Origin of the sequence: Rhodococcus sp. HNM0563, from assembly GCF_012726195.1 — a bacterium.
Classification (GTDB): domain Bacteria; phylum Actinomycetota; class Actinomycetes; order Mycobacteriales; family Mycobacteriaceae; genus Rhodococcus.
Map to the genome: position 1 here is coordinate 40,644 of NZ_JAASAF010000003.1, position 20,095 is coordinate 60,738.

21 protein-coding genes are annotated in these 20,095 nt (G+C 68.3%); 14 read left to right on the forward strand and 7 right to left on the reverse strand.

Going from position 1 to position 20,095, the window contains the following annotated elements; genetic code table 11:
* Positions 1-36: 36 nt before the first annotated feature.
* The 4 genes from HCA61_RS07150 to HCA61_RS07165 all read left to right on the forward strand — a co-directional run bounded on the left by HCA61_RS07150 (position 37) and on the right by HCA61_RS07165 (position 3,736).
* Positions 37-903, forward strand: a complete 867-nt coding sequence (locus HCA61_RS07150; RefSeq protein WP_072738915.1) for a TniQ family protein — start codon at positions 37-39, stop codon at positions 901-903.
* A 148-nt stretch (positions 904-1,051) separates the two neighbouring features.
* Positions 1,052-1,417 carry a metalloregulator ArsR/SmtB family transcription factor gene (locus HCA61_RS07155; RefSeq protein ID WP_169687515.1) on the forward strand — a complete coding sequence of 122 codons (366 nt, stop codon included), beginning with the start codon at positions 1,052-1,054 and terminating at the stop codon, positions 1,415-1,417.
* Positions 1,414-3,378, forward strand: coding sequence for a cation-translocating P-type ATPase (locus tag HCA61_RS07160; protein WP_169687516.1), 1,965 nt, complete (start codon positions 1,414-1,416; stop codon positions 3,376-3,378). Before HCA61_RS07155 ends, HCA61_RS07160 begins: the two co-directional genes overlap by 4 nt.
* A 10-nt stretch (positions 3,379-3,388) precedes the next feature.
* Positions 3,389-3,736, forward strand: a complete 348-nt coding sequence (locus HCA61_RS07165) for a DUF3703 domain-containing protein (protein WP_054720545.1) — start codon at positions 3,389-3,391, stop codon at positions 3,734-3,736.
* Between the two features lie 70 nt (positions 3,737-3,806).
* On the opposite strand, the gene arsA is transcribed toward HCA61_RS07165, so the two are convergent.
* The 3 genes from arsA to HCA61_RS07180 are packed head-to-tail and all read right to left on the reverse strand — an operon-like array spanning position 3,807 to position 6,534.
* Positions 3,807-5,603, reverse strand: coding sequence for an arsenical pump-driving ATPase (arsA, locus tag HCA61_RS07170; RefSeq protein ID WP_169687517.1), 1,797 nt, complete (start codon positions 5,601-5,603; stop codon positions 3,807-3,809).
* Between the two features lie 57 nt (positions 5,604-5,660).
* The gene (gene arsD, locus HCA61_RS07175; RefSeq protein ID WP_064063745.1) at positions 5,661-6,053 is read right to left on the reverse strand and encodes an arsenite efflux transporter metallochaperone ArsD; all 393 of its coding nucleotides are present in this window, start codon (positions 6,051-6,053) and stop codon (positions 5,661-5,663) included.
* 58 nt (positions 6,054-6,111) lie between these two features.
* A complete protein-coding gene (locus tag HCA61_RS07180) occupies positions 6,112-6,534 on the reverse strand; it encodes a low molecular weight phosphatase family protein (RefSeq protein ID WP_132476081.1) in 423 nt (140 codons plus the stop codon).
* A 53-nt stretch (positions 6,535-6,587) separates the two neighbouring features.
* Between HCA61_RS07180 and HCA61_RS07185 the strand changes: the two genes are divergently transcribed.
* The 4 genes from HCA61_RS07185 to HCA61_RS07200 are packed head-to-tail and all read left to right on the forward strand — an operon-like array spanning position 6,588 to position 9,212.
* Positions 6,588-7,001 carry a metalloregulator ArsR/SmtB family transcription factor gene (locus HCA61_RS07185; protein WP_132476083.1) on the forward strand — a complete coding sequence of 138 codons (414 nt, stop codon included), beginning with the start codon at positions 6,588-6,590 and terminating at the stop codon, positions 6,999-7,001.
* Between the two features lie 32 nt (positions 7,002-7,033).
* Positions 7,034-8,074: an ACR3 family arsenite efflux transporter gene (gene arsB, locus HCA61_RS07190; RefSeq protein WP_132476153.1), complete on the forward strand. Its 1,041-nt coding sequence runs from the start codon at positions 7,034-7,036 to the stop codon at positions 8,072-8,074.
* Positions 8,075-8,099: 25 nt separating this feature from the next.
* Complete coding sequence (locus tag HCA61_RS07195) at positions 8,100-8,750, forward strand: arsenate reductase (protein ID WP_059384770.1); 651 nt, start codon at positions 8,100-8,102, stop codon at positions 8,748-8,750.
* Between the two features lie 27 nt (positions 8,751-8,777).
* Positions 8,778-9,212 carry an arsenate reductase ArsC gene (locus HCA61_RS07200; RefSeq protein WP_132476087.1) on the forward strand — a complete coding sequence of 145 codons (435 nt, stop codon included), beginning with the start codon at positions 8,778-8,780 and terminating at the stop codon, positions 9,210-9,212.
* Positions 9,213-9,344: 132 nt separating this feature from the next.
* Here the strand turns inward: HCA61_RS07200 and HCA61_RS07205 are convergent, their stop codons facing one another.
* Together HCA61_RS07205 and HCA61_RS07210 are read right to left on the reverse strand one after the other, a co-directional pair.
* Positions 9,345-10,502: an ATP-binding protein gene (locus tag HCA61_RS07205; RefSeq protein ID WP_132476090.1), complete on the reverse strand. Its 1,158-nt coding sequence runs from the start codon at positions 10,500-10,502 to the stop codon at positions 9,345-9,347.
* Positions 10,499-11,197, reverse strand: a complete 699-nt coding sequence (locus HCA61_RS07210) for a response regulator transcription factor (protein ID WP_132476156.1) — start codon at positions 11,195-11,197, stop codon at positions 10,499-10,501. Before HCA61_RS07210 ends, HCA61_RS07205 begins: the two co-directional genes overlap by 4 nt.
* A 214-nt stretch (positions 11,198-11,411) precedes the next feature.
* On the opposite strand from HCA61_RS07210, the gene HCA61_RS07215 reads away from it, so the two are divergent.
* The 5 genes from HCA61_RS07215 to HCA61_RS07235 all read left to right on the forward strand — a co-directional run bounded on the left by HCA61_RS07215 (position 11,412) and on the right by HCA61_RS07235 (position 17,073).
* On the forward strand, positions 11,412-11,699 hold the full coding sequence (locus tag HCA61_RS07215) for an SHOCT domain-containing protein (RefSeq protein WP_132476093.1): 288 nt from the start codon (positions 11,412-11,414) through the stop codon (positions 11,697-11,699).
* Positions 11,692-13,209, forward strand: coding sequence for a multicopper oxidase family protein (locus tag HCA61_RS07220; RefSeq protein ID WP_132476096.1), 1,518 nt, complete (start codon positions 11,692-11,694; stop codon positions 13,207-13,209). The genes HCA61_RS07215 and HCA61_RS07220 overlap by 8 nt, the downstream gene beginning before the upstream one ends.
* A gap of 77 nt (positions 13,210-13,286) precedes the next feature.
* Positions 13,287-13,949 (forward strand): DUF305 domain-containing protein, encoded by a 663-nt coding sequence (locus tag HCA61_RS07225; RefSeq protein WP_169687518.1) that lies wholly within the window; start codon positions 13,287-13,289, stop codon positions 13,947-13,949.
* A gap of 271 nt (positions 13,950-14,220) precedes the next feature.
* On the forward strand, positions 14,221-16,194 hold the full coding sequence (locus tag HCA61_RS07230; RefSeq protein ID WP_199233401.1) for a copper-translocating P-type ATPase: 1,974 nt from the start codon (positions 14,221-14,223) through the stop codon (positions 16,192-16,194).
* Positions 16,195-16,233: 39 nt separating this feature from the next.
* On the forward strand, positions 16,234-17,073 hold the full coding sequence (locus tag HCA61_RS07235) for a F510_1955 family glycosylhydrolase (protein WP_132476104.1): 840 nt from the start codon (positions 16,234-16,236) through the stop codon (positions 17,071-17,073).
* Between the two features lie 364 nt (positions 17,074-17,437).
* On the opposite strand, the gene HCA61_RS07240 is transcribed toward HCA61_RS07235, so the two are convergent.
* Both HCA61_RS07240 and HCA61_RS07245 read right to left on the reverse strand, forming a co-directional pair.
* Entirely contained in the window at positions 17,438-17,749 is a 312-nt protein-coding gene (locus tag HCA61_RS07240; RefSeq protein WP_169687941.1) for a thioredoxin family protein, read from the reverse strand.
* A gap of 17 nt (positions 17,750-17,766) precedes the next feature.
* Positions 17,767-18,654 (reverse strand): metalloregulator ArsR/SmtB family transcription factor, encoded by an 888-nt coding sequence (locus HCA61_RS07245; RefSeq protein WP_206039778.1) that lies wholly within the window; start codon positions 18,652-18,654, stop codon positions 17,767-17,769.
* A 100-nt stretch (positions 18,655-18,754) separates the two neighbouring features.
* On the opposite strand from HCA61_RS07245, the gene HCA61_RS07250 reads away from it, so the two are divergent.
* Complete coding sequence (locus HCA61_RS07250; protein WP_059384774.1) at positions 18,755-20,095, forward strand: FAD-dependent oxidoreductase; 1,341 nt, start codon at positions 18,755-18,757, stop codon at positions 20,093-20,095.

Below are 20,095 nucleotides of genomic sequence, written 5' to 3' on the forward strand. Positions count from 1 at the left end.
TCCCGCCCTGGCCGGCTCAGTGGTTGGGGAACCACTATGGCCACGATAAGAGTCGACCGGTGGCCGATCACCGTGCAACTACATCCCGCCGAGTATCTGCCGGGCTGGCTGATGCGCGTCGGCTGTCGCTACCAACTGACCCCGATCCAGATTTTGCGCGAGCTCCGTGTGCCGCGGAGCCCGACCGGATATCACCTCGTTCTCGAGCACCTGAGCCTGCACGCTCGGTGGATCGCCGCTCACCTCGGTGTCCCTGCCGGTGACCTGCGCGCCGCCCTGTGGGGCCGGCCGATCGATGCCGCCGCGGCACGGTACCTGGTGCACCACCGCCACATTCGGCCCGACCGGGGAGGATCGCGTTTCTGTGCCCGATGCCTGGCCGAACCCGATCCGTGGTGGCATGCAGGCTGGGCCAATCCGCTGCTGCCGCTCTGTGTACGCCACCAGGTGTATCTGCAGTCGACATGCGAAGGCTGCGGTCAGGTGCCGTGGACAGGAACGGCGTGGATGAGCGCTCTGGCCCCGCCGTGGCAGTGCCCGCAGCGCCATGCTCGCGAACCGCAACGCCCGGGGCGTGTGAGACCGTTCTGCCGATACGACCTGCGTGACGCTGCTGTCCTCGCTGCACCGGCGAAGCTGTGTCATGCCCAGCAGAATCTGATCGAGTTCGCTGCCCTCGCCGACCTTCAGCCGAGCCGACAGTTGCGCTACGGCACCACCGACATGCCCATCACCGAGGTGCTCGACGAGCTGTGCCGTCGATTCGTCGACACGATCGGCTCTCCCGTGCGAGGACCTGGCGACCGGCCTGGACAGTCTGAGCAAGGCGATCCTCCCGCGAGGCAGAACTGGCATGCGACCCGTTGGCCGTTCCAGGCTGGGAGCCAGCCGGCCAGTCTGTGAACGTCCCTTGAGTCGTGACGAGCCGGTCCGAGAATCCGCCAGCCGTCATCATTCGCGACCGTTGTCGGAGTCCGCACTGGCGGAGTAGAACGCGCGTTGTCCCGCTCCCTCCGCTTGATTAATCATGTTTCCTCAATATCATCGTTTTATGACGATGAATGAGCGAGCGACGACCTGCTTCGGTGAAAGTCTCGACTCTGCAGCAGCGTTGTTCCACAGTCTCTCCGACGGCACCCGCCTGGCCATCGTGCGCCGCCTCGCCGCCGGGGAATCCCGAGTAGCGGACCTGGTCGGCGAGCTGGGATTGGCGCAATCGACAGTGTCGGCGCACGTGGCATGCCTGCGGGACTGCGGCCTGGTGCAAGGCCGCCCGCAGGGCCGGCAGGTGTTCTACTCGCTGACCCGACCGGAATTGCTCGACCTGCTCGCCTCGGCCGAAACCCTGCTCGCCGCCACCGGCAACGCCGTCGCGCTGTGCCCCAACTACGGCAGCGACACCGGAGAAAAGCCATGAGTGACGCGTGCGGCTGCGGCCCCGACGAACCCCGCCCCGAGGGCGAGGACGACCACGAGCCCGACAAGTGGTGGCAGGTCACCGAGATCCGAGCCGCCGCCATCGCGGGCCTCCTGCTGATCGCAGCCCTGACCGTCCACGTGACCGGTGGGCCCGATGCTCTCGGAACGGGCCTCGAAGCGGTGGCGCTGATCGTCGCCGGCTACACCTTCGTCCCCGCCACATTGATGCGTCTGGCCCGCGGCAAGATCGGGGTCGGCACCTTGATGACGATCGCCGCAGTCGGCGCCGTGTTGCTCGGCGAGGTCGGCGAAGCCGCGATGCTCGCCTTCCTGTTCGCCATCAGCGAGGGTCTCGAAGAGTACGCGGTCGCCCGCACCCGCCGCGGCCTGCGCGCCCTGCTGAATCTGGTCCCGGACACCGCCACCGTCCTGCGCGGTGGCCGCGAACAGACCGTTCCCCCAGCGGAGTTGGTGCTCGGGGAGATCATGATCGTCAAACCCGGGGAGCGGCTCGCCACCGACGGCACCATCCGCACCGGGCGCACCGCCCTGGACACCTCCGCAATCACGGGGGAATCGGTCCCGGTCGAGGCCGGACCGGGCGCCGAGGTGTTCGCCGGCTCGATCAACGGCACCGGAGTGCTCGAGGTCGAGGTCACCGCCCGGGCGGAGGACAACTCGCTGGCCAAGATCGTGAAGATCGTCGAGGCCGAGCAGTCCCGCAAGGGCGAGGCCCAACGTCTGGCCGACAAGATCGCCACACCCCTGGTCCCGGGGGTGATGGTCGCCGCGGCGCTGATTGCCGCGATCGGCAGCGTGTTCGGTGATCCGCTGGTGTGGATCGAACGCGCCCTGGTGGTGCTGGTTGCCGCGTCCCCGTGTGCGCTGGCCATCGCGATCCCGGTGACCGTGGTCGCCGCGATCGGCGCCGCCTCCAAGCTCGGTGTCCTGGTCAAGGGCGGGGCCGCCCTCGAAGCGTTGGGCCGTATCCGCACCGTCGCGCTGGACAAGACCGGCACCCTGACCCGCAACCGACCCGAGGTCATCGACGTCGCCACCACCGGCGACGCCACCCGCGCCGACGTCATGAACGTCGCCGCCGCACTCGAGGCCCGCAGCGAACACCCCCTCGCCACAGCGATCCTCGCCGCCGTCGACGACTACACACCAGCCGAGGACGTCGATGCGGTCCCCGGCGCCGGACTGACCGGACACCTCGACGGCACCCCCGCCCGTCTGGGCCGGCCGGGGTGGATCGACCCCGGCCCCCTCGCCGCCGATATCGAGCGGATGCAGCACGCCGGAGCCACCGCGGTGCTCATCGAACGCGGCGGCACCCTGATCGGGGCGATCTCGGTGCGCGACGAACTGCGCCCCGAGGCCCGCGACGTGGTTGCTGGGCTACGCCGCGACGGTTACACCGTGGCGATGCTCACCGGCGACAACGAGCGCACCGCACGCGCGTTGGCCGCCGACGTCGGTATCGACGAGGTGCACGCGGACCTGCGTCCGGAGGACAAGGCCCGCATCGTGCACACCCTCCGCAAGACGCGGCCGACGGCGATGGTCGGCGACGGTGTCAACGACGCCCCCGCCTTGGCGACCGCCGATCTGGGGATCGCGATGGGCGCGATGGGCACCGACGTGGCCATCGAGACCGCCGACGTCGCTTTGATGGGTGAGGACCTGCGGCACCTGCCGCAAGCCCTGCAGCATGCCCGGCGGTCACGGACGATCATGTTGCAGAACGTCGGCCTCTCGCTGGCGATCATCACCGTCCTGATGCCGCTGGCGCTGTTCGGGGTACTCGGCCTGGCGGCGGTTGTCCTGGTTCACGAGGTCGCCGAGATCATCGTGATCGCCAACGGGGTCCGCGCCGGACGCGCTCGCCCCCTGACAATCTCCGGATCGGCGGCACCTGCGTCGAATCCTGGGGTACGAGAATCCTTTTCTTCCTGAAGGGCCTTCCATGAGTCCAATGCCTGCAACTGTCCGAGCCTGGTATGCCGCGGAGATGACCGCCGCTCGACACACTCACACTGCAGCCGAGCGGTGGACCCATCTCGAACGCGCGCACATCCTGTCGCAGCCCTACCCGTGGCCGCACACTCGCAATCACCTCGCCATGCTCGGTCTCGCGGTGCGTCAACGCGACCGTCGCGAAGCCCTTGGGCAGATCATCCGGATCATGGTTGCTGCCCCCGGTTCCGCGCTCGGGGGTTACCCCGAAGGCAACACCGGCCGCGTCGCTGCAGGGTTGATGACCCCCATGCCGATTCCCGCCGATCTGACCGACGTCCTCACTGGCACAGCGTGATCCGAATCGTGGCTTCAGGCATGTCTCACACGAACGACATGAGTGGACGACCCGGCCCGGTGCTGGCGGATCAACGCACCGGTGCCGGATGCCGTTCGGCCAGCTGTCCCAACGCGGTGATTCCGACCGGTTCGCTGACGGCCAGCGGAATCACCGCGCACCGATTGGCGAGTTCGTCCCGGACCGTGTCGATCTGCTCGAGTTCGGCAACCGCTCGCTGCCGCAGCAGCGGCGCGGTGGGCGCCGCCGCGGCCAGGGAATTGTTGACCACCCACCCCCACGGCTCGATACCAGCGCGCCGCAGATCATCCTGCAAACCGGCCGCCTCGAGCACCGGGGTGGTCTCGGCAAGAGTGACCAGCACAATCTTGGTCTGCGCCGGGTCCTGCAGCCGCATCAGCGGGGTGATGAAGCGCCCGCCATCGCCCATCTGCCGGGCGATCTCCCGGTGATACGAGCCGGTCGCATCGAGCAACAGCAGAGTATGCCCGGTCGGGGCGGTATCGACGACGACGAACTTGCGGCGTGATTCGTGGATGACCTTCGAAAAGGCCTGGAACACCGCGACTTCCTCGGTGCACGGGGACTGCAGATCTTCGGCGAGGGTGGCGCGGCCGGCGTCGTCGAGTTCGGCGCCCTTGGTGGCCAGGACCCGGTTGCGGTAGGTCTCGCTCGCCTCGTGCGGATCGATGCGGGAGACCTCGAGGTGATCGAGTTCCCCGGCGAGAGTGTCGGTCAGATGTGCGGCGGGGTCGGTGGTGGTCAGGTGCACGTCATGACCACGGCGGGCCAGCGCCACCGCGATCGCGGCGGCAATGGTGGTCTTGCCGACTCCACCTTTGCCCATGCACATCACCAGCCCGTGGCCATCAGCCTCGATCGCATCGACCAGATCCGCCAGTGAAGCATCGGCGACCGCGGCGACACCCGGTTCGGTGTCGTCGACACTCACAGCGGTGGTGGTGGTGGTGTCGAACAGGGTGCTCAAAGCATCGAGACCGACCATGTTGACCGGCTTGAGCTCCACCAGATCGGTGGGCAGCGCGACGATCGCGGCGCCGCGACCCGCCAATGCTGCCTGCTCACGCTGGTACACGGCGGTAGCCAGCGGGTCGGTGTCATCGGCCGGGTCGGGCAGCACGCCGTTGACGACCACATGCTGTCTCGTCATGCCGATCGCGGCGAGTTCGCTGTGGGTGCGGGCGATCTCGGCCAGAGCGGCACGGTTCGCGCGTGCCACGAGCACCAGGCGGGTACGGCCGGGATCCGACAACGCCTCGACCGCGCCGGCGTACATGGCTTTCTGCTTGTCGAGCCCGGCCAGCGGACCGAGGCAGGACGCGTCGCCCTTGCCGTGGTCGAGGAATTCGGTCCAGTTACCGGGCAGTTGCAGCAGCCGGATGGTATGGCCGGTGGGGGCGGTGTCGAACAGCACGTGATCGAACCCGGCGACCCGGTCGTCGGGATCGGTGAGCAGAGAAGTGAATTCGTCGAACGACGCGACTTCGGTGGTGCACGAGCCGGACAACTGCTCGGTGATCGACGCGATCTCCGCTGCGGGCAACAACCCGCGGACGGGACCGACGATGCGTTCGCGGTAGGCGGCGGCGGCCTCCTCGGGGTCGATCTCGAGCGCGCAGAGCCCCGCCGCCGCGGGGACCTCGGTGATCGTGTTGCCGATGCTCAGACCGAAGACCTGCCCGACATTGGAGGCGGGGTCGGTCGAGACGAGCAGCACCTTCTTTCCGGCCCGGGCCAGGCGCACCGCTGACGCGCACGCGATGGAGGTCTTACCGACCCCACCTTTACCGGTGAAGAACACGAACCGGGGCGGGTCGGTCAGAAACGTCGGGTCGGCGGCAGCCATGAAAGCAGGTACTCCTCGTCGGATGGGTATCGGCGGGCGGGGTGCGGATCTACATGGTCAGCAGCAGGTGGACTCGCCCGGGGTGCAGCAGGAGTCGCTGTCGTCCGCGAGCCCGAGCATGGTCACCCCGGACGGCGGCGCGGGTACCTCGAGGCCGGCCCAGGTGGCGAGCTCGGTGCGGGTCGGGTAGCGCCCGGTAGCGACGGTGACGTCGTCGACGAGCACGAGCGGCAGCCCGTCCGATCCGGCGAGTTCGAGGAATTTCTTGACGGTCTCGTTGTGGGCGAACGCGAGCGGGTCGTTGGCCAGGTTGTGGCGGGTGATGGCGGCGCCCTGCTCGGTCAGCGCGGCCATGTCGGCGGTGAAGGTGACCAGGTTCTGGTCGAGGTCCTCGCCGCACACGCCGGTGTTGCAGCACAGGGCCGGTTCGAAGACTGCGATGGTGCTCATAGGTATCAGGTATTCCTTCAGTGCTCGAGGGCGAACAGAGTTTCCGGGACGAACTCGGTTATCGGGCGTCGGCGTCGGAAAGCAGCCGGGTAGCGAGCTCCTCGACGCGGACAGCGATGTCATCGCGCACCAGGCGCATCCGCTCGATGCCGTCGATGCCGCGCTCGGACGGCTCATCGGTGTCCCAGTTCTCGACGACCACCCCGGCGGGCGCATCGACGTGGGCTTCGCCGCCGAGGGTGACCACCAGGTCGACTTCGGTGAGGAGTTGCGGATCGATCGGCTTGGGGCGCTCACCGTCGATGGAGGCGCCTACCTCGTGGAGGACCTGCACCGACAGAGCATTAAGGGACGCCCCTGGGGCGGTACCGGCCGAATGGACGGTGACGCGGTCGCCGGCTGTCTTGCGCATCAACGCTGCGGCCATCTGGGATTTTCCGCCGTTCTTCACACACACGAACAGCACCGAAGCAGTGGGCACGTGGAGGTCCCTTCCCGTTTGACGACTGGATTGATAACAGTCAATATAGACGCATGTCGAATCAGCTGTCGAGTGAGGCCGAACCGTGCTGCCCGCCGCTCGCCCGTGAGCCCCTGACCTCGGATTGGGCCACCGACCTGGCCCGCATGTTCAAGGCCCTCGGTGATCCGGTGCGGCTGCGCATGCTCAGCATGATCGCCAGCCACCAGGGCGGGGAGAGCTGTGTGTGCGACATCAGCCCCGCGTTCGACCTGTCGCAACCGACCATCTCGCACCACCTCAAGGTGCTGCGCGAAGCCGGACTTCTCGACTGTGAGCGCCGCGGCACCTGGGTGTACTACCGGGTGATCCCCGCCGCCCTCGAGCAACTGTCCGCGGTGCTCGCCACCGAATCCGGGGTCCTGCCCGGATCGGCCTGCACCTGCACCTGCGCCCCGACTGAAGCCCTTCAGGAGATCGTCTCGTGACCACCACTGAACACCGGTCCGTCGCCGGCAAGATGTCGGTCCTCGACCGGTTCCTGGCCGTGTGGATCGGCATCGCCATGGTCGCCGGTCTGCTGCTCGGCCGCCTCATTCCCGGGCTCGGGGACGCGTTGAGCGTCATCGAGATCGACAACATCTCTCTGCCGATCGCGCTCGGTCTGTTGATCATGATGTACCCGGTGCTTGCGAAGGTGCGCTACGACCGCCTCGACACCGTCACGGGCGATCGCAAGCTGTTGATCTCCTCGCTCATTCTCAACTGGGTGCTCGGCCCGGCGCTGATGTTCGCCCTCGCCTGGCTGCTGCTGCCCGACCTGCCCGAGTACCGCACCGGCCTGATCATCGTCGGCCTGGCTCGCTGCATCGCGATGGTCATCATCTGGAACGACCTCGCCTGCGGCGACCGCGAAGCCGCCGCAGTACTGGTTGCGATCAACTCGGTTTTCCAGGTGATCATGTTCGCTGTGCTCGGCTGGTTCTACCTGTCGATCCTGCCCGGCTGGCTCGGGCTCGAACAGACCACCCTCGATGTCTCCCCGTGGCAGATCGCCAAATCGGTGCTGATCTTCCTCGGTATCCCCCTCGTCGCCGGCTTCTTGACCCGCCATTTCGGTGAAAAAGCCAAGGGACGTGAGTGGTACGAGGACACGTTCTTGCCGAAGATCGGCCCGTGGGCGCTCTACGGGCTGCTGTTCACGATCGTGATCCTGTTCGCCCTGCAGGGCGAGCAGATCACCTCGCAGCCGTGGGACGTGGTGCGGATCGCGTTGCCGCTGCTCGCGTACTTCATCCTCATGTGGGGTGGTGGGTTCCTGTTCGGTGCGGCAGTGGGGCTCGGTTACGAGCGCACCACGACGCTGGCGTTCACCGCCGCCGGAAACAACTTCGAGCTCGCCATCGCGGTGGCGATCGGCACCTTCGGTGTCACCTCCGGCCAGGCTTTGGCCGGGGTGGTGGGTCCGCTCATCGAGGTGCCCGTCCTGGTTGCTCTGATCTACGTCTCGCTCGCCCTGCGTAAGCGTTTCACCAGTTCTCCCGCCCCCACTGTGTCGTAAGGATCGGCCACGTCAGGAGATGTCGATGTCCCAGCACGCTGCTCAGCCAGAATTACTGATGCCTCAGGCGGTGCTGCACCGCAGTGCCGAACATCTCGCCGAGAAGTACGCCGGGGTGTTCTCGGCGCAGACCGTCGAGCGGATGGTCTTCGAGTCGTATGCGGCGCTGCGGCGCACCGCCAAGATCCATACCCATTTGCCCTCGCTGGCCACCCGCTTCGCGGGCGAACGCCTCACTGCTCTGGCGCAGGCCGAGGGCGCTATACCGAAGGATGTGCCGGAGGTGCTGTTCGTGTGCGTGCGTAACAGCGGACGTTCGCAGATGGCCGCGGCACTGCTGGCTCATCACGGCGCGGGACGGGTGCACGTGCGCTCCGCCGGATCGGCTCCTGCAGCGGCGATTCATCCTGTCGTGGTCGAGGCGATGGCCGAGATCGGGCTCGATCTCGGCGGCGAATATCCCAAACCCCTGACCGACGATGTGGTGGCAGCCGCCGATGTGGTGATCACCATGGGGTGCGGTGATGCGTGCGCGGTGTATCCGGGTAAGCGCTACCTCGATTGGTCGTTGATCGATCCGGACGACGAGTCGCTGGGCACGGTGCGCGCCGTCCGCGACGATATCGACACTCGCGTGCGGGCTTTGCTGGCCGAACTCGACACCGTTTCTGCCTGAATTCTCTTCGAAAGGACGTCTGTTTTCATGACAACTGATTCCTCGACCGATCGCACACCCTCGGTGTTGTTCGTGTGTGTGCACAACGCGGGCCGTTCCCAGATGGCCGCGGGATTCCTCACTGCGCTGGCCGGCGACCGGGTCGAGGTCCGTTCCGCGGGCTCCGCTCCGGCCGAGCAGGTCAACCCGGCCGCGGTCGCGGCGATGGCCGAAGTCGGTATCGACATCTCCGCGCAGAACCCGAAGATCCTCACCATCGACGCGGTGCAGGCCTCCGATGTGGTGATCACCATGGGGTGCGGCGACACGTGCCCGGTGTTTCCGGGCACGTCGTATCGGGATTGGGTGCTCGAGGATCCGGCCGGGCAAGAGGTGGAGGCGGTGCGTCCGATCCGCGACGAGATCAAAGCCAAGGTCGAGGCGCTGATCGCCGAGCTCGTTCCAGACGGCGCCCAAGCCTGACAGGGGTGGGCGCCGATGACAACAAACATGACGGAGGCGTTCAGTCCCTCGAGTCGAGGGTCCGCGCTCGAAGGTCGTGAGTCCACGGATTGAGATGTGCCGGATACGGCAACACCGAAGCAGGCTCCGAGGTCAGACTGCAATGACGGGCAGTTCGATCGTAAAGCGTGCCCCACGGCCCGGCCCGTCACTGTGTGCTCGGATGCGCCCGTGGTGGGCTTCGACGAGGGCACGGGTGATGGTCAGGCCGATACCGCTGCCGCCGTGTCGGCGATCACGGGCTGTATCGGCGCGGTAGAACCGGTCGAAGAGGTGGTCGAGGTGCTCGGGAGCAATGCCCTCGCCGGTGTCGGCCACCGTGATCTCCACCCGATCGCGGTTCGCTCGTCTGCTGGTGACCGTGACCGTGCCGCCACAGGCGGTGTGGCGCAGGGCATTGTCGAGCAGATTGCCCAGGACCTGGCCGAGCCGGTCGGGGTCGACCGATACGACCAGGGAGTCGTCGAGACGGCTGTGCAATTCGACGCCTGTGTTCTCGTACCGTTCGCGCACCGCATCGACCGCGGCGGTGACCAAGACGCCGGTGGTGGTGGGCACCGGCCGGATGCGGGTGAGATGTTCTTCGGCGCGCGAGACCGCGGTGATGTCCTGGGCGAGACGCCCCAGCCGGTGGGTGGCATCGCGCAAAACTTGTCGGGTGTCGTCGTCGAGGGTGCGGACGCCGTCGTCGAGGGCTTCGAGATAAGAGTCGAGGGTCGCAATCGGGGTGCGCATCTCGTGGCCGAGGTCGGTGAGCATCCGGCGGCGGGTACTTTCGGTGGCGTCGAGACGGCGGGCGAGTTCGTTAACGGTGACGGCGAGCTCGTCGAATTCGCGGCCGAGACCGGGGCTGGACACGCGAGTGTCGTACCGGCCGCCTGCGATCCGGGCGGTCGAGGTGGTCACCGCGGTCAACGAGCGTTGAACACGGCGGGTGATGTACCAGCTCACCGCCAATGCCAGCAGCACCGCGACCGCGACCGCCAGACCCCATGCAAGGACGATCGACCAGGCGAACGCCTCTTCGACGTGCGCGGCCTGACTCGAGTTGTGGTCGATGCCGGCCTGGCCGAGGTGGTCATGGAAGATCCCGGGCGCGAGGGCGGAGGCGACGAGCCAGGCGCTGGCGGCGCAGCCGACCACCACCACGGTCAAGGCGAGGAACAGCCGGGTGCCGAAACTCGATCCCGCCAGTGCCTGCTGGGGCGATGCAGCTGAACCTCGTCTGCGGTGGGGGCGCCGGGCCGTCATTGTCCGGCGCCCATCTTGTAGCCGACCCCACGCACGGTGCGCACATAGCGGCCGCGGACAGCATCGTCGCCGAGTTTGCGGCGCAGATGACCGACGTGCACATCGACCAGATGCGCGTCGCCGGTCCAGCTCGGTCCCCACACCGCCTCGATCAGCTGAGCCCGGGTGAGCACCACGCCGGGATCGCGGGCCAGCGCGGCCAGGACGTCGAACTCGGTGCGGGTCAAGGCCACCGGCCTCCCGGCGACGGTGACTTCCCGGCCGTCGACATCGAGGGCCAGGTCCCCGGCGCGGCGGATCAGGCCGGTGGCGGCGGTCTCGGCCGGTCTGGGTGCGGCGACGTGGGCGCGGGGACGGCGCAGCATGGCCTGGATGCGGGCCATCAATTCGCGGGGGCTGAACGGTTTGCTCATGTAGTCATCTGCGCCGACGGACAGCCCGATGAGGGTGTCGATCTCTTCGGTGCGGGCGGTGAGCATCACGACATAGGCGTCGGAGAACGTCCGCAGTTGCCGGCACACCTCGACCCCGTCCAGATGGGGCAGGCCGAGATCGAGGACCACGACGTCGGGGTCGACCTGTCGGGCGAGGGTGACGGCGTCGGCGCCGTCACCGGTGATCGCGGTCTCGAACCCGTCGCGTTCGAGATACGAGCCGATCAGGTTCGCCAACGGTGCCTCGTCCTCGACGACCATCGCCCGCAACCCGGTCGACGGGCGCGGCGGCGCCGCAGAGTCGCTGGTCGCGGTGGGGGTGCGAGCGGAGGAGTCCATGGCGTCCATCTTCACCAGCGGACACCGCTGTCGACGAGGCGGTGTGGCTTCTTGAGCAAATCTTCATACGACCTCCACAGGAATCCACGGGTAGGCACACCAGGCTGGAAGCACGAACCGGTGAAAGGAGGCGACCATGATGGGCTGGGCAGGTGAGCTGACCTGGACCGGATGGATCGTCATGGCCGTGTGCATGTTCGCGTTCTGGGCGGTGGTGATCTATCTGATGGCCATGATGTTCCGCACCGACCGTGCGAACGGACCCGGCCGCACCAGCCAGGAGTCCGATCCGCTTCGGCTGCTCGAGACGCGTTTCGCCCGCGGTGACATCGACTCCGATGAATTCGTGGCCCGTCGGCAGGTGCTGATGCACCCCGGCGACACCACGAAGGTCGAGCACCGGCAGGGGCATGTTCATGGCTGAGCTGGTCCGTCGATCCTTCCTTCTCGGATCAATACTTGCCGGGGCCGGAGTCCTGATGGCCTGTTCCGGGTCGGGCTCACCGACCGGTGCCCCCGTGCAGGCCTCGTCGACTGCGGTGCGCCGTCTCGAACAGCAACGCCGCATCCCGGGTCAGCAGGTGGTCTCGGCGCGGTTGACGCCGCGTCCGGTCGAGGTGGACCTTGGCGGGCGCATCGTGTCGACCTGGGGGTACGACGAGCAGCTACCGGGGCCGCTGCTGCGAGCCCGCGCCGGGGATCTGCTGCGGGTGGAGGTGGACAACCAGCTGCCGGCGGAGACGAGTGTGCACTGGCACGGGCTGGCGTTGAGCAACGACATGGACGGTGTGCCCGGGCTGACCCAGGATCCGATCGTGGCCGGCGGCCGGTTCGCCTACGAGTTCACGGTCCCGGATCCGGGCACGTACTTCTACCACTCGCATTCGGGATTGCAGCTCGATCGCGGCCTGTACGGGCCGTTGGTCATCGACGATCCGAACGAGCCCGGCGACTACGACCACGAGTGGATCGTGGTGCTCGACGACTGGCTCGACGGCACCGGCCGCACCCCCGACGACGTGGCCCGCGACCTCGGCATCGGCGCCGCCACCGGTGCCAGTGGCGACGGCGGGATGGGCGGAATGGACCACGGCGCCATGGACATGGACGGAATGGACACGGGTGAGGAGACCATGCTCTCCCCGCTGCTCGGCGGCGCCGGAGACGTGAGCTACCCGCATTTCCTGGTCGGCGGGCGCGTCCCCGAGGACCCGATCGTGTTCACCGCGACACCCGGACAGCGGGCGCGGATCCGGTTCGTCAACGCCGGCGCCGACACTGCGTTCCGCGTCGCCCTCGGTGGGCACCGGATGACCGTCACCCACACCGACGGCTTCCCGGTCGTGCCGCAGGACACCGATGCGCTGCTGATCGGGATGGGCGAGCGTGTCGATGTGCTCGTCACTCTCGGCGACGGCGTGTTCCCGTTGTTCGCGCAGGCGGAAGGCAAGACCGGGCACGGGCAGGCCCTGGTGCGCACCGCCGTCGGCGAGTTGCCCGCACAGTCGCGACCCGGCGAGCTGGACCGGCAGGTACTACTGGGCACCGATCTGGCGCCTCGGGAGTATGTGCGTCTGGCCGAGAGGGAGCACGATGTGTATCACAGCGTGGATATGGGCGGGACCATGTCGCCGTACCGGTGGACTCTTAATGGCCGCGCTCATCCCGATATCCCACCGCTGAACGTGGCCGAAGGGCAGCGGGTGCGGATGCGGATGCGGAACATGTCGGACATGTTCCATCCGATGCATCTGCACGGACACACCTTCGCGCTCACCGACACCGGCCTGCGCAAGGACACTGTCACGATCGGGCCGATGCGCACCGTGGAGATCGAATTCGACACCGACAACCCGGGCCAGTGGGCGCTGCACTGCCACAACGCGTATCACCAGGAAGCCGGGATGATGACCACCGTGTCCTACCTGGCCTGATCCCCGCATGCGGACCGGCCGTGTCCGGACTTCGGTGCCATGGCGGTCTGTGACCGTTCGAGAAAGGACCACATCCCATGAACAACAAGAAGTTTCTCGCCGTCGGCGCCACCGCCCTGGCGGTGGTGTTCGCCGCGGCTGCGTGCAGCGACACCGGGACCGGCACCACCGTCGCGACCTCGCCGGCCACGACCTCGGCCACCGCCACCTCGGCAGCCGACGAGGCCGCGGCGCACAACGACGCCGACGTGATGTTCGCGCAGATGATGTTGCCGCACCACAGTCAGGCGATCGAGATGAGCGACATGCTGCTGGCCAAGCAGGACATTCCCGCGGACGTGACCGCCCTGGCCGAGCAGATCAAGGCCGCTCAAGGCCCGGAGATCGAGCAGCTCGAGTCCTGGCTCGAGCAGTGGGGTGAGCCCACCGCGATGCCCGAGACAGGCCACGACATGCCCGGCATGGACGAGGGCATGGACGGTATGGAGGGGATGGAGGGGATGGAGATGGAAGGGATGATGAGCGAGGAGGACATGCAGGCGCTGTCCGAGGCACAGGGCGCCGACGCCGCTCGCCTGTTCCTCGAGCAGATGATCGCCCACCACGAAGGCGCAGTCGACATGGCGCAGACCGAGATCGAGGACGGACAGTTCCCCGACGCGGTAGAGATGGCCCGCACCATCGGCGACACGCAGCAGCAGGAGATCGAGACCATGCGGCAGCTGCTGACCACCCTGTAACCGGGCGCCGCCCGGTTCCTCTCGGCCCGTTCGCCATCCCAGGAGGCTTTCGATGTCGCACCCGCAGCACGGACACCCCCACCCGGACCCGTCGCCCGCCGGACACAATGACGGCGCCGAGGTCCAGAGCCCGCCACCCGACGAGCATGATGCGCACGCCGGGCACGGCGAGCACCTCGCCCACGTCGGTCACGACACCCACCCTGAGCACGACGCTCATGGCGGCCATGGTGGGCACGATCGGCATGCCGGGCACGGGGCACACGGGGAGATGTTCCGCCGCCGGTTCTGGGTGTCACTGGTGCTGGCGATACCGGTGGTGTTCTTCAGCCACATGGTCGCCGACCTGCTCGGCTACACCATGCCCGACTTCCCCGGCGCCATGTGGATTCCCCCGGTACTGGGCACGGTGATCTTCGTCTACGGCGGCACCCCGTTCCTCACCGGCGGCTGGGCCGAACTACGCTCTCGCCGGCCCGGGATGATGCTGCTGATCGCCATGGCGATCACCGTTGCGTTCCTCGCGTCCTGGGTCACCACCTTGGGTCTCGGCGGGTTCGACCTGGACTTCTGGTGGGAACTCGCGCTGCTGATCGTGATCATGCTGCTCGGGCACTGGCTCGAGATGCGCGCTCTCGGCTCGGCGTCGGGCGCCCTCGACGCGCTCGCGGCGATGCTGCCGGACACCGCAGAGAAGATCACCGATACCGGCACCGCCGACGTTCCCTTGTCGGAACTGGCGCTCGGGGATCTGGTACTCGTGCGGGCCGGGGCGCGGGTGCCCGCCGACGGCACCGTCACCGACGGCCGTGCCGAGGTCGACGAATCGATGATCACCGGCGAATCCAAGGCCGTCACCCGGCAGGTAGGCGACACCGTGGTCGCCGGCACCGTCGCGACCGACAGCGCCCTGCGGGTGCAGATCACCGCCGTCGGCGAGAACACGGCCCTGGCCGGTATCCAACGGATGGTCGCCGACGCCCAGGCCTCCTCGTCCCGTGCCCAGGCGCTGGCGGACAAAGCCGCAGCGTTCCTGTTCTACTTCGCCACCGTCGCCGGCATCCTCACCTTCACGATCTGGACACTGCTCGTCGGCAACGTCGACGAAGCGGTGGTCCGCACCGTCACTGTGCTCGTCATCGCCTGCCCCCACGCACTCGGGTTGGCGATCCCGCTGGTGATCGCGATCTCCACCGAACGCGCCGCCAGATCCGGGGTGCTGGTCAAAGACCGGCTCGCGCTCGAACGCATGCGCACCGTCGACGTGGTCCTGTTCGACAAGACCGGCACCCTGACCCAGGGCCGGCACCAGGTCACCGGCATCGCCACCGCCCACCAAGTCACCGACGAGCATCTGCTGGCGCTGGCGGCGGCGGCCGAAGCCGACAGCGAGCACCCCGTCGCCCGGGCCATTGTCGCCGCCGCCGACGATCGGGTGCCGGCCAGTAAGCGGATCGTCGCCACCGATTTCCGGTCGCTGCCCGGCCGCGGGGTGCGCGCGCTCGTCGACGGCGCCGAAATCACTGTCGGCGGCCCGGCGATGCTGGCCGATCTGCGGTTGTCGGTGCCCACCGACGTCACCGCCGTGACCCAGCAGTGGGTAGCGCGCGGGGCGTCGGTGCTGCACATCGCCGAAGGCGACCGCGTCCTCGGGGCCGTGGCGCTCGAGGACGCCGTGCGCGAGGAATCCCGTCAGGCCATCGACGCCCTGCACGCCCGCGGGGTGAAGGTCGCGATGATCACCGGCGATGCGCGGCAGGTCGCCGACGCGGTAGCCGCCGACCTCGGGATCGACGAGGTCTTCGCCGAGGTACTACCCGAACACAAGGACGCCAAGGTCACCGAGCTGCAGAATCGTGGGCACACGGTCGCGATGGTCGGCGACGGTGTCAACGACGCCCCGGCTCTGGCCCGGGCTGATGTCGGTGTCGCGATCGGCGCCGGCACCGACGTCGCCATCGAATCCGCCGGGGTCGTGCTGGCGGCGAACGATCCGCGGGCGGTGCTGTCGATCATCGCGCTCTCGCACGCCAGCTACCGCAAGATGTGGCAGAACCTGGTGTGGGCCACCGGCTACAACATCATCGCCGTGCCACTCGCCGCGGGTGTGCTCGCATTCGCCGGCGTCGCGATCTCCCCGGCGGTCGCCGCGATCCTCATGTCCGTCTCGACCATCGTCGTGGCGCTCAACGCCCAGCTGTTGCGGCGCCTCGACCTCGACCCCACCCGCCTGGCTCACACCTGAGCCGGCACCCGATCGATCCGAAACGAGTTTCTGCTTCTCATGTCGAGTTTTCCCCCGCGCCGGTGGGCGCGTGTCCTGGTGCCTGTTGCTGCGGTGGCTGTGCTCGCCGCTTGTGCGACCGGTGAACAATCCACCACGACCACCGAGTCGGGGGTCGCATCGGAGGTGCCTGGCACAGCGTTGGAACCGGCCCTGGATCATCTGCACGGTCTGCACCTCGATTCCGGCGGTGTGGTGCTGGCCGGTACCCACACCGGTCTCGTCGAGATCGCCGACAGCGGGCGCACCACCCGCGTCGGCGTATCCGACGACGACTTCATGGGACTGACCGGCGCTCCGGGAACTGACCGTCTCTTCGCGTCCGGGCATCCGGGACCGTCGAGTTCGGCGCCGAATCCGTTGGGGCTGATCGACAGCACCGATGGCGGCCGCACCTGGACGCCGACATCCTTGAGCAGCGAGGTGGATTTTCACGCTCTTGCTACGGACGGTGCGCTGTTGGTCGGCTTCGATGGCGTGACCGGATTGCTGATCTCCACCGACGGTGGCAGCAGCTGGACCGCGGGCGCTCCGGTGGCTGCGGCCGCGCTCGCCGTCACCGACGCCGGGGTGTGGGCGACCACCACCGCCGGACTCCAGCACAGCACCGACGCCGGACTCACCTTCACCGTGGTGCCCGACGCCCCACCGCTGGCGTTGCTGTCCGCCGCGCAGGACGGCTCAGTGTGGGGTATCGACACCGCCGGCACCGCGTGGCGCAGCCGCACCGGCCAGGCCTGGGAGCAGCACGCGGTGGTCGGGCCGGTCGAGGCAGTGCTCGCCGTCGACTTCGACACCGCCTACGCCGCGACCGCCCAGATGCTCTATCCGCTGAACTGACCCCGGAGGAGCACTGGTCCGGATCCTGCGGAACTGCAGAGGAATCCAGTGGTGACCACGCTGTCCAGCGTGGTCCTCTCCGATTCCGATGTGTCAGGCAGCGATCGGCAGCAACTGCGGCCCCGAGACTGCGCCCAGAGTGGACTCAATTCCTTTTCCGTTCAGTAAGCGATCGCGTGGCGGGTGTGCGGGATCGGACGCGCCGAGTGGGCTGCCCGTGACAAACGGGTACGGGGTATAGCAAGCCCAAGGGCAAAGTGGTGGCCGGGACACCGGTGTGTTCGGCGAACTGGGAGATCAGCATCGTGCTCACTCCTCGACGGTAAACCTTCGAGTCGACTCGAAGGTCAAGCCGATGCCAGGTCTACCGGTGTTCGGCGTGCCGCAGCACGGTGATCAGATCGGCGGTGCTCGGAGCACCGTCGAGCCCGTCGGCGGTGCGGTAGACGCGGCAGGTCAACCCGACGCCCTCGGTGAGGCCGAACGGATCGGTCCCGTCGATGCGGATGGTCGGGGATCCGGGGAAGGCGACGCGTTCGGCGGCCTCCGGGGTCTCGATACGGCGCAGCCGGATCGGGGTACCGGCGTTGCCGGTCGCTGCCAGGGCCTCGGCGAGGCGGCCTCGCGCCTCCTCCCAGTTCGGGCAGCCGTCGAAGTACAGCAGTTCGATGTCCATCGTCACCCGCGTCGCTCTCACTCGTGCGCGGCGGCGGGAACTGTCTCGGAGCGGCGTTCGAGCAACACGGTGTCGCGCCAGATGCCGTCGAGCCGGCCGATGCGTTCGCGCACCCCCACGGTGCGGAAACCCGCCGAATGATGCAGCGCCAGGCTGGCCCGGTTCTCCGGGAAAATCGAGGTCTGCAGCGTCCACAATCCGCCCTGATCGGCGGCGATGACCTGAGTACGCAACAGCGCCTTGCCGACGCCGCGCCCGCGCATCCCGTCGCCGACATACACCGAGTTCTCGGCCACCCCGCGGTAGCACTCGCGGTTCGACACCGGGCTCAACGCTGCCCAGCCGACCACCTGACCGTCGATCTCGGCGACCCAGCGATGCTCGGGCAACCACTGGCTCTCGAGGTGGTCGCGGCTGGGGACCTCGGTGGTGAACGTCGCGGCGCCGGTGGCGATGCCGTCGGCGTAGATGCGGCGCACCGCCTCCCAATCCCGGTCGTCGAGCGGGCGCACTGCCACGTCGGCGGGGACGTCCTCGGGGCAGCACGGGCGGGCGGTGAGCACCCCCATGACCGCGTCGGCAGCACTGGGCAGGTCGCTGCAGCAGCTCGGGTTGATCCGCACCACGGTGCTGGTGCCCTGTTTGCCGGTGGTGACGAAGCCGACGTCGGCGAGTTTGCGGACGTGATGGGAGATGGTGGGCTGGCCGATCCCGAGCCTGTCGGCGAGCTCGCCGACGGTGATGCCGGACGGATGGGCGGCGACGTGGTGCAGCAGCCGCACCCGCGTGGGTTCGGCCAGGCAGGCGAACCATCCGGCGTAGGTGGCCGCGTCCTGCGGGCTCAGGGCGTCGAGGTCCACCTCCGCGCCGGGGGTCACCGTGATCGGTAGGCCGAGTGCTGTCATACCCCCACTATATCGATCAGCATCGATGGTTGCATACATCGACGACCATCGATACTCTGACAGCAGCTTAGATCGATACCCATCGATGAAAGGATCTGTCATGAGCGAGTTGCCCATCGTCGTCGTCGGAGCCGGACCGATCGGCCTGGCCGCCGCCGCCCACCTGCGCGAACGCGGCCTCGAACCGCTGGTACTCGAACGCGGCGACGTCGTCGGAGCCGCCATCACGCAATGGCACAGCGTCCGCACCTTCTCCCGCTGGGCCGAACTGATCGACCCCGCCGCCCGCCGCCTCCTCGACACCACCGGCTGGAAGGCCCCCGACGACGACGCCTACCCCACCGGCCAGGACTGGACCGGGCAGTACCTGAGCCCGCTGGCCACCGCCCTCGGCGACGCGGTCCGCCTCGATCACGAGGTCGTCGGCATCGCCCGCCGCGGCCGCGACCGCATCGTCGACGCCGGCCGCGACACCGAACCACTGTCGGTGCACATCCGCCACCGCGACGGCACCGACACCCGCCTGCTCGCCCGCGCCGTCATCGATGCCTCCGGCACCTGGAGCACTCCCAACCCCCTCGGCGGCGAAGGCCTGCCCGCCCTCGGTGAACGCGCCGCAGCCGAGACCATCACCTACCGCGTCCCCGACCTGGGCGACGATGCGGTGCGCACCCGCTACGCCGGCCGCCACACCGTCATCGCCGGCAGCGGCCACTCGGCACTCAACGCAATCGTGGCGCTGGCCGAGCTCGCCCGCACCGCCTCCGGCACCCGCCTGACCTGGGCGGTGCGCCGCGGCGAGGTCGGCGCCGCGTTCGGCGGCGGCCAGGACGACCAACTGCCTGCCCGCGGCGCCCTGGGACTGCGCGCGAAAAAGGCCGTCGACGACGGGCTGCTCACCGTGGTCACCGGGTTCCGCACCGCCGCCGTCGAACCCGCCACCGACGGTCAGGTCGCGGTGGTCTCCGATACCGGAGCCCGCCTCGAGGCGGTGGACGAGATCATCGCCTCCACCGGCTTCCGGCCGGACCTGTCGTGGCTCTCGGAAATCCGTCTCGACCTCGACCCGGTGCTGCAGGCCCCGACCGCGCTCGCCCCGCTGATCGACCCGAACGTGCACTCGTGCGGGACCGTCTACCCGCACGGCGTCGCCGAGCTCACCCACCCCGAACCCGGCTTCTATGTGGTCGGGATGAAGAGCTACGGTCGGGCCCCGACGTTCCTGGCGATGACCGGCTACGAGCAGGTCCGCAGCATCGCCGCCGCCCTCGCCGGTGATCATGATGCCGCCGCCCGCGTCGAGCTGACCCTGCCCGAGACCGGAGTGTGCGGCGGCGCCGGAGTGTTCGACGACCCCGCCGCCGACACCGCCGACGCGGGTGGGTGCTGCGGCCCCGCGGAGCCGGCGTTGGTCACCCTCTCCGCCCGCGCCGGCGGATAA

Excerpts from the sequence above, each read along its gene's own strand:
- HCA61_RS07240 (WP_169687941.1), bottom strand. The coding sequence starts at position 17,749 with ATGGACATCGAACTGCTGTACTTCGACGGCTGCCCGAACTGGGAGGAG.
- arsB (WP_132476153.1), top strand. The coding sequence starts at position 7,034 with ATGTCGGTCCTCGACCGGTTCCTGGCCGTGTGGATCGGCATCGCCATG.
- arsA (WP_169687517.1), bottom strand. The coding sequence starts at position 5,603 with ATGGCTGCCGCCGACCCGACGTTTCTGACCGACCCGCCCCGGTTCGTG.
- HCA61_RS07155 (WP_169687515.1), top strand. The coding sequence starts at position 1,052 with ATGACGATGAATGAGCGAGCGACGACCTGCTTCGGTGAAAGTCTCGAC.
- HCA61_RS07225 (WP_169687518.1), top strand. The coding sequence starts at position 13,287 with ATGAACAACAAGAAGTTTCTCGCCGTCGGCGCCACCGCCCTGGCGGTG.
- HCA61_RS07245 (WP_206039778.1), bottom strand. The coding sequence starts at position 18,654 with ATGACAGCACTCGGCCTACCGATCACGGTGACCCCCGGCGCGGAGGTG.
- HCA61_RS07230 (WP_199233401.1), top strand. The coding sequence starts at position 14,221 with ATGTTCCGCCGCCGGTTCTGGGTGTCACTGGTGCTGGCGATACCGGTG.
- HCA61_RS07220 (WP_132476096.1), top strand. The coding sequence starts at position 11,692 with ATGGCTGAGCTGGTCCGTCGATCCTTCCTTCTCGGATCAATACTTGCC.
- HCA61_RS07165 (WP_054720545.1), top strand. The coding sequence starts at position 3,389 with ATGAGTCCAATGCCTGCAACTGTCCGAGCCTGGTATGCCGCGGAGATG.
- HCA61_RS07200 (WP_132476087.1), top strand. The coding sequence starts at position 8,778 with ATGACAACTGATTCCTCGACCGATCGCACACCCTCGGTGTTGTTCGTG.
- arsD (WP_064063745.1), bottom strand. The coding sequence starts at position 6,053 with ATGAGCACCATCGCAGTCTTCGAACCGGCCCTGTGCTGCAACACCGGC.
- HCA61_RS07215 (WP_132476093.1), top strand. The coding sequence starts at position 11,412 with ATGATGGGCTGGGCAGGTGAGCTGACCTGGACCGGATGGATCGTCATG.
- HCA61_RS07185 (WP_132476083.1), top strand. The coding sequence starts at position 6,588 with ATGTCGAATCAGCTGTCGAGTGAGGCCGAACCGTGCTGCCCGCCGCTC.
- HCA61_RS07205 (WP_132476090.1), bottom strand. The coding sequence starts at position 10,502 with ATGACGGCCCGGCGCCCCCACCGCAGACGAGGTTCAGCTGCATCGCCC.
- HCA61_RS07210 (WP_132476156.1), bottom strand. The coding sequence starts at position 11,197 with ATGGTCGTCGAGGACGAGGCACCGTTGGCGAACCTGATCGGCTCGTAT.
- HCA61_RS07160 (WP_169687516.1), top strand. The coding sequence starts at position 1,414 with ATGAGTGACGCGTGCGGCTGCGGCCCCGACGAACCCCGCCCCGAGGGC.
- HCA61_RS07150 (WP_072738915.1), top strand. The coding sequence starts at position 37 with ATGGCCACGATAAGAGTCGACCGGTGGCCGATCACCGTGCAACTACAT.
- HCA61_RS07195 (WP_059384770.1), top strand. The coding sequence starts at position 8,100 with ATGTCCCAGCACGCTGCTCAGCCAGAATTACTGATGCCTCAGGCGGTG.
- HCA61_RS07250 (WP_059384774.1), top strand. The coding sequence starts at position 18,755 with ATGAGCGAGTTGCCCATCGTCGTCGTCGGAGCCGGACCGATCGGCCTG.
- HCA61_RS07235 (WP_132476104.1), top strand. The coding sequence starts at position 16,234 with ATGTCGAGTTTTCCCCCGCGCCGGTGGGCGCGTGTCCTGGTGCCTGTT.